This window comes from Pseudomonas sp. xss_2, assembly GCF_043104195.1.
In the GTDB taxonomy this organism is placed as follows: Bacteria; Pseudomonadota; Gammaproteobacteria; order Pseudomonadales; family Pseudomonadaceae; genus Aquipseudomonas; species Aquipseudomonas urmiensis.
On the sequence record NZ_JBICKL010000003.1, the window covers coordinates 1 to 7,930 of the forward strand.

Genomic DNA, 7,930 nt, shown 5'->3' on the forward strand with positions numbered 1-7,930 from the left:
AAAGGGAGAAATTGGCGGCGACCGCAAGGAGACGGTGCTGATCACCACCCAGACCATCACTGGCTTTGACGACACCCGCAAGACGCTCACCCATGAGCATTCGCTGAACCATGGCCAGCCCTTGCTCAGCGAGGACGACAACGGGGTGCAGATCCGCTACGAGTACGATGCATTGCAGCGGGTCACCAAAGAGATCGTGGCGCCGAACCTGGAGGCCTTCAGGGCCGCGCGCGAGTACAGTTATGCCCTGTGTGCCACCGACAAAGATCAAGCGTCCCAGACCCTGGTCAACGCCCGGGGCATCAGCACCGTGACCCAACTAGACGGGCTGGCGCGCGGCATACTGGAAACCCGCGACCATATCGATGAGCGCAGTCCCGGGCAGCCCTACACGCTGCAAACCCTGGACTACACCGCCGAGGGTGAGATTGCCAAGCGCGAGCAACGCGATTATCTCCCTGACGCCACCACCGGCGCACTTGAACCTTACCCACTGATCAGTTCCTTCGCCTATGACGACTGGGGCCAGTTGAGCTGCACGACCCGGCCAGATCAGGTGCAAGAACATACCGTCTTCGACCCGATCGGAGACAGCCGCCACAAGGGTGTCAAACTGACGACCTGGACCCAGGCGCACGGCACCAGCGCAACCAAGAGCAGGCAACGGGAAACCTGGCTGGACGCCTTCGAACGTACCGTGCGGGTACGCAGGCTGTCCGCCACAGGGGCACTCGAGAGCGAACAAAGTCGCGTCCAGGACGGGTTGGGCAACTGCACCCAATACACCAATGAACGACGAGGCAAGACGACCTATGCGTACGATGCCTGGATGCGCCTGAGCAGCACTACGCTCCCTAACAACAATGAGATCAAGCGCTATTTTGCCCCCCACAGCCCCGACGAACTGGTCGCCAAGGTCGAGATGATCGACAAGCCAGGCACCGCCGCATGGAGCCTCGGCATACAGGCCTACGACCATATGGGCAGGCTCACCGAGGTGAACGTTGCAGGCCGGGTACAGACCCACGTCTACGAGGGGGGGCAACGCTTCCCCAGTAGCACGAAAACTGCCGACGGCAAGTCCCTGACCTACGACTATGACCTGGCCCTGTCGGATGCGCCCAAAGGCGTAACCAGCGAAGAGCCTCTCGACAGTGCCAGCTTCGAGTTCAACCCCAACAGCGCACTGCTGACCAAAGCCGTCAATCGCCATGGGGCTCGGGAGTACGACTACGCCCCTGACAACCAACTCACCTGCGAAACCTGGAGGGATGCCAATGGCAGCGTTGTGGAAACCCACCTGCAGCACTCGCCAATGGGGCGCCTGATTTCTCGCACCCACACCAGCACGCTTGCTGCGGGCAAGGCCGTGCAGACCCTGAGCAGCCAATTCTCCTATAACAAACGCGGGCAACTGGTAGGGATCGAACAAGACAAGTTCACCTCGACCTTCACCTATGACACCCACGGCCGCCTGCAGACCCTGCTCAGCCTCGATGGCAGCGGAAAGCAGGCAAAAGTGACGATCACTTACGACGACCACGACCGGGAAAAGCTGCGCACGCTGGCAAGCACGGGCCAGTCCAACCTGACCCTGAGCCAGGAGTGGGGCCTGGACGGCCTGCTGATGCAACGGGTATTGAAAACAGGCACGAGCACGCCGGTGCTGCAGGAAGATTTCACCTATGATGCGAACGGGCGAATCCACACCATCCGCTACAGCGGCAACCAACTACCCCGCGACGACCAGAAACGTGCGATCACCAAACAGACGTTCGCATTCGATGAACTGGCCAACATGAACAGTTGCGAAAGCGAGTTTTCCGGGGGCGTCAAGGAAACGGCGACGTTCCACTACGACGCGGTCGACCGCTTCCAGTTGCTCAACATCAGCTACGTGCCCAAGCGCCAGCTGCAAGCCGCCGATATCCAGTACGACGGCAACGGCTGCCAAACCACCGACCTGGCGGGGCGACTGTATCGCTATGACAGCCTGGGCCGGTTGTTGTCGATCACCAGCCCCGCCAGCAAAACCACGACCTACCGCTACGATGCCAACGGCCACCTGGTGGCACGCGCGCAAGACGACGACGAGACCCTCTTCAGCCATGAAGGCAACCGCCTGAGCCTTGCGGTAAAAGGGGCGGTGATGACAGCGTTGGTCTACCACGGCACCCAGCCGATTGCCCAGCAATCGACAGATTCGAGCCTGCCAATCCTGCTGCACACCAACGCCAGCCATAGCGTGATCGCCGAATACCAGGGCGGCCAGCAGCACCCGTTCGTCTATGACGCCTATGGTGCACATGACGGCGATGATCTGCGCATGAGCCTACTGGGTTACAACGGCGAATACCTTGACCCTGAACATGCCTGCTACCCACTGGGCCGCGGCTTGCGCTTCTATTTCCCTGGGGATCGGCGCTTCCGTCAGGCCGACCCCGTCGGCCTGACGAACGCCGTTGAATTCGCCCGTTACGGTTATTGCAAAGGTAATCCGGTGATGCTCCTGGACCCTAGCGGGCGCACGGCTACCCCCCTCTTTGGCAGCCTCGAACAGAACCGTATGGCCTATCAGAGCCTGGAGATGACCCCCCACGAGGAAGAAGTGTGGGGGTTGGAAATCGAACAGCGCAGGCTTGAGCGAGAACAAAAGAAAAAGATCACCGGCAGCATGTGGGCGGCCATCGGGATCGGCGCGCTATTCACTGTGCTGGCCGTCGTTTCTGCCGGGGCGGCCGTGGTCGGCGCTGTCGGCGCTGCCGCCGCGGCTACAGCGGGAACCGCGACGGCGGCAGCCGCGACCAAGGCGATGATTGTGGCAGGTATATCGGTGGTGGTCGCAGCAGCAGCCGCTGTGTCTTTCGTTGCAGATACCACCGCCGCTGCGACCAAAGAGCCGTGGGCTGTGAAGTTCTCGCAAATTGCAGGCTACTTCAGCGCCGGCGTTTCGCTTTTCGATGGCCTTGCTGTCAAGTACCTGGCCGACATAGCCCTGAAGCAGTCCATGCGCCAGTCCCTGCGTCGAGGAGTACGGGCCCTTGTAGCAAGCTCCGCCAAGGCCGGCACTTTGAACTATTCGACGCAAGAGCCGGGAGCCCCCCGCAGCTAAGAGGAAACCCTTACATTCGCGCAAGACGCACAGACAAACGCCCGGGGCATAACCCCGGGCGTTTGTCTGCTAACCTTCGTTACTTGCCTGCGTCGGTCAGGCGCTTCGAACACGCCAGCCACTTGCGCTGTTGCAGCTCGAACTGTGCCTTATTGACGTCGGCAAATGCGTTGAAGGGCAGCAGCAAGAGCAGATGCCCGACCAGCGTCTCCTCGCCAAAAGCCGCCTCAGCCCTGATCAGCACGAATGCACCGGGTGCGGCAGGATCGATGTGATACAGGCCCGTTTCCCGCTCGATACGGCCAGGCCCCTCCAGCGGCAGCCACCAGGTTATCTGGTTGTAGGGCTCATCCCAGCCAGGGGGCTTGCCGAGCAACTGGAGCTGGGTGTCATTGGAGTTGGCTTCATCCCAATAGAGGAAAAGCGTCTGATCCTTGAAAAGACTGAACATCACGCCACTGGCCTCAGCCTTCCCTGAAGGCAACCTGGCGACCAACCTGTCGACCGAGCAATAAGCGTCAGGGCTGGCTAGGGTGGGGGTATAGGTGGCTTTGTCACCAGTCGGGGTCATCGTGCCAGCCAAGCCACCCTCGACATTCTGAAGCTCCCAGGTCACGCTGTCCGTATCCATCTTGAACGATTCGTACTCGAAAGCTCTCTTGTCGGTCGGAAAACGAATGAAAATCTCGGGGGATACCGATACACGCGTGGTCACCACAGTGACCTGCGCGGTATAGCTACGCTGAGCCTGCCGATCGGTAGCGACGATTCTGACACGGTGAGTGGCGCCCTCGTAACCTTGCATGCCTGGCGCAGTATAAAGCCCATTCTGGTCAATATCGCCGGGGGCCCACGGGTGCTCTGGCAGCGGCTCGCACGCCCATTCAATGCCCGAGCGAGTCTGACTCAGGGAGAATTGTTGCCGCTCACCGGCAGCGAGCCTGATGTTCTGCTCTTTGATCCTGGGGGTCAGTTCGCTGAATTGGTAAGTGCCGACCATCGCCAGATTACCCTGGATGCTTGTGCTCACTTCAGGGCGCAACCTAGTCTGGCCTTCCAATGTCAAACTGGCCAGTAAAGGCGCCGACAGGCGGGCGTCGAGGTGCTTGAACAGCGTGTTGATAAACCCTCGGCGTATGGCGTAGGCAGCCAAAGGTGCGTGCTCCGCTGCCAAGGTGGAAGAAAGGCTGGAAGCCAGGACGCTCGAGGCAAAAGATCTCACCTCAAGCGTGCCTGCTTCACTCCTGTTCGGATCAATCTTGTAAGTGAACCACAGATCTGGCTTGAAGCGGATAGTGGCTGCCGTCCAACCTCCCATGCCTGCGGTGCGATAGCGATAGTCGAGGGTAACGACCGGCGCCCAGGTCTGCACGACCTTGTCGGCCTGGAAAGTGATGCGAAGCCCCTCAGTTTCCGGTTGGACCGGCACTTCGCACACTACGCTTTCGATTTCGAGCGTGCCGTGGGAAACCCGCCCAGCGGGTATTCGTAAGATACCCGCCTTGGCAACCATGGCGCTCAGTGGCTTGCCCTCTGCCCGCTCATAGCTGAATTCGGCCCCCTCCAGCGCCCCCAATATCCCCAGGCCATAGGCCGTGCGCTGCTGCAATTGGCGTGACAGGACCACCGTGCTCGAAAAGTCGGCGTGCGCTTGAGGCACCAGCATGGGCGGGAACGCCTTATCACCGTTATCATCCGGATCAAAGCCTCGCGCACCGTGCCTGTGGGTCATGAACAACAGCAACGCCTGTTGCCCGCCGATCGCCTGGCTGCGGGGAACAATCTCGCTGAGCATACGCAATTCACTCGACGCACTGGGGACGACCCGCGCCAGATCGAGCGTAGCTTTCGAGGGCTCTGCATTCTTGAGCATCGTACTGATCAGCAGAGGGCCCTGCCTGCCGAGAAACCCGCTGCCCAGGTCCATGGCATATTTATTGGCGCTGGCAGTGTCCATGCATAACTTGCCGTCCTCGTAGAGGATGTCCAGTTGCAGTTCCGGATGAAGCATATTCACCGCGTTGTTGGTCCTGATCGAAGCGATCTCGCCGCTGATGGCGTATTCCAACTGTGTACCTTCCTCCATTGCCATGGTCAGCTTGAATGTGGCCCGTTGATAAGAAGCTTTCAGCAAGGTCAGTGTGGGCGATGAAACGCGGTAGTTGGCCAGCTGATGAGTAATCTGGGTATCTGTATCCGTCACCCTGGCTCCCAGCCCCTTGAGCGCCAGACCATTGGCCAGGCGCCGAAGGTGGTCCTGATCGACCAGATACTGCACCAGCTCCATGGGCCATGCGACCATGATGTCCCAACCCAGCATGTCAGGTACTCGCTCCAGCCAGCCTGCAAGCTGTTGCGGAATCGTGGTTTTTTTCATGGGGTCACCTCTTCTGAGTCAGGCAGCATCAGTTTCGAATAGATCGTCGGGTATTCCAACAACGGCAACGGCAACACGATGAACCCCACCCCGGAGGGATCACTGCCCGGCGTGGCGACGCTCGCCTTGATCACTGCAACGCGCTCGGTGCCAGCCTGATTGACGCTGAACAGCACCTTGGCCTGATCCTCGGCGTGCGCGTTCACGGCGCCCCCGCCAAACTCCACACTCCACGCCAGTTGCTTGCCGGGCTGCACCGGCATCGTCATGTGCAACATGACCTCGCCCTTGTCCGAGTCCATCTCCACGATCCGCACTTTCAGGGTGTTCACCTGCGTCTTCGCCAGGGTGATCACACAGGCTTCCCGCGCCACAGCGCCAACCGAGACTTGCACACGGGTGAAGGTCGGATAGCTCTGAGGTTCTCCTGCGGTGAACAGGATTTGCGCACCCGTCGGATTGCCTGCTGCGGGCCTGCCATCGACCTTCCATTGGAACGTGGGGGATGCATCGCTGCTGCCGGCGTCCAACAGCATGCTTCCACTGGGGCTGAGCACCTGTACCAGTGGCGCGATGCTCAGGGTGTCGTGGGCGATGGTGACCATCGAATAGCCACAGGCTTTACTTTGCGTGTCCTCCGCTCGGATTCGCTCGCGAACGAACCCCGACAACCGTGCATTGGCTGGGACCGTATAGCGGCCCGTGGCGTCGATGCTCCCTACTGGCATCTGCTTCGGATTCAGCGCTTCGACGTGCCAGTTGACCGGGCGGCTGGTATTGGCGACCTCGAACTGCACGTGCCCGCCCACCGGAACATTTGGCCAGCGGGGCTGGATATCAGGGATACCGTCAACCTTGCCCAGCATGTTGAAGGTAATGATTTCATGACGGGTATGGCCCTCACCTGCAATGAGGGTCTCGCCAAAGTGTAACTTCAAGACATTACGTAGCAGCCCCCCGCCGCCCTCCTGCTGAATTTCGTTTAACCTCTCATCTATGGAAGTCCGCACACTATCCACAAGCGCAGTTCTAAACATCCGCATAAGTAGCGCCCTAATAAGTTCCACGAGACCTCCAATCAAGTCGGCCCTACCTCTACCATCGTAGATACGGAGATCAAAACTAATCAGCTCAAACCCAAGTGTGGCGCCTGCTGAAGAAAGGCGATAACGATTTGTCATCTTAAACGCCACCGGGCGAACAAACGAATTTACGAGGTTACTTATGCCCTCCCAAGTCATCTCTATCTCTAGCTCATTCGGTAGGTATTTGATCTCTAAACCCCGACCTATGGAAGTAACTGAAATGTACAGTCTTATGGGCGGCCATCCATACAGCGTCAGTAGTTCATCGCTGCTCATATACTCCGTTACTTCAGATACATCATAGACCATCATCATGCCGGCAGCCGGGATTGAGCAGGTAAAACCATCAATAATCGGTGGATAATAAAAATCGAGTAAACCCAATATAGTCTGGACAAATACTGGATAAACAAAAAAGTCGGGGCGGAACAAGACGGTGGCCGAGCACGTCGGCAGATCATTCGGGATCAGGAAGCGAAAATCACTGTTCTCGCCCGGCGGTGTGCCGCCGAAATTCTCGTCTTTGCTCATAAAGACAAGCACCGCCCCGTCATCCGCCCGGCCTGAGTCCTTGTTGGCTTGAGTTCTCAACTTGAACAGGCGCAGCTTGGGAAAGTACTTATCACCGGTTACAAACTGGCCAAGTTCAAATACCTTGTCGGCAGCTGGGATTTTTTCGAACAACGCCTCGAATGCCTCGCCCCCCAGACGCTGAACATTGGCGTCACCGCGGAAGTCGAGTATGAACTCGGTGACATTATTCAGGTCGAGCTTCAGCGAACCGTCGGCCTCGATGCTGCCCGGCGTGTTTTCCAGCTCCAACACCATCCTCAACACAGGCCCGTGCATTGGCTGGATCCACTCCAGGCGGGACACTTCCCAGTGCACCCCATGCTGTAACACCACATCGCTACCGCCGACGACAGCCATACTCAAATTGGCCCTGGAGTCGATCAGCCCCGTGTTATCAAAGCTCAGGCGAGGCGGGCCGAGGATGAAGTCCTGCAGGTAGCGTTCCGATGCCCCATCGCCCACCCTTGCCGTGAACGGCTTGCCAAAACTGGTTGCATTGAATCGCTCTAGGAAAGCCTGTTCGAGCAGCCGGTTCAGATCATCGCGGCGCAGTGCAACGATGATGTCCCAGGCTCTCATCTGGGGTTCGACAGCAAACCAATCAAGCAATGCGTTCTTGTCAGGCATCTCTCCCACCCTCGTCGTCACAGCATGAGTCTGTGGTTATACCGAGCCGAGAACAGCGCCGAAACTGGCAAAAATATCAGGCAGGCCATTGCCAGAGGCGTTTTCAGCCTCCGCGAACGCAAAAAAAAACGCCACTTCTAACGAAGTGGCGTTTCT

Annotated in this window: 3 protein-coding genes; 1 reads left to right on the forward strand and 2 read right to left on the reverse strand. The window is 58.8% G+C overall.

Annotated features, from left to right (window positions below; all coding sequences use genetic code 11):
- On the forward strand, positions 1 to 3,112 hold a 3,112-nt coding region (locus ACF8K2_RS00235; RefSeq protein ID WP_392462970.1), incomplete at its 5' end, for an RHS repeat domain-containing protein.
- 79 nt (positions 3,113 to 3,191) lie between these two features.
- Here the strand turns inward: ACF8K2_RS00235 and ACF8K2_RS00240 are convergent.
- Both ACF8K2_RS00240 and ACF8K2_RS00245 read right to left on the reverse strand, forming a co-directional pair.
- Entirely contained in the window at positions 3,192 to 5,489 is a 2,298-nt protein-coding gene (locus ACF8K2_RS00240) for a hypothetical protein (protein WP_392462971.1), read from the reverse strand.
- On the reverse strand, positions 5,486 to 7,774 hold the full coding sequence (locus ACF8K2_RS00245; protein WP_392462972.1) for a hypothetical protein: 2,289 nt from the start codon (positions 7,772 to 7,774) through the stop codon (positions 5,486 to 5,488). Before ACF8K2_RS00245 ends, ACF8K2_RS00240 begins: the two co-directional genes overlap by 4 nt.
- Positions 7,775 to 7,930: the final 156 nt, after the last annotated feature.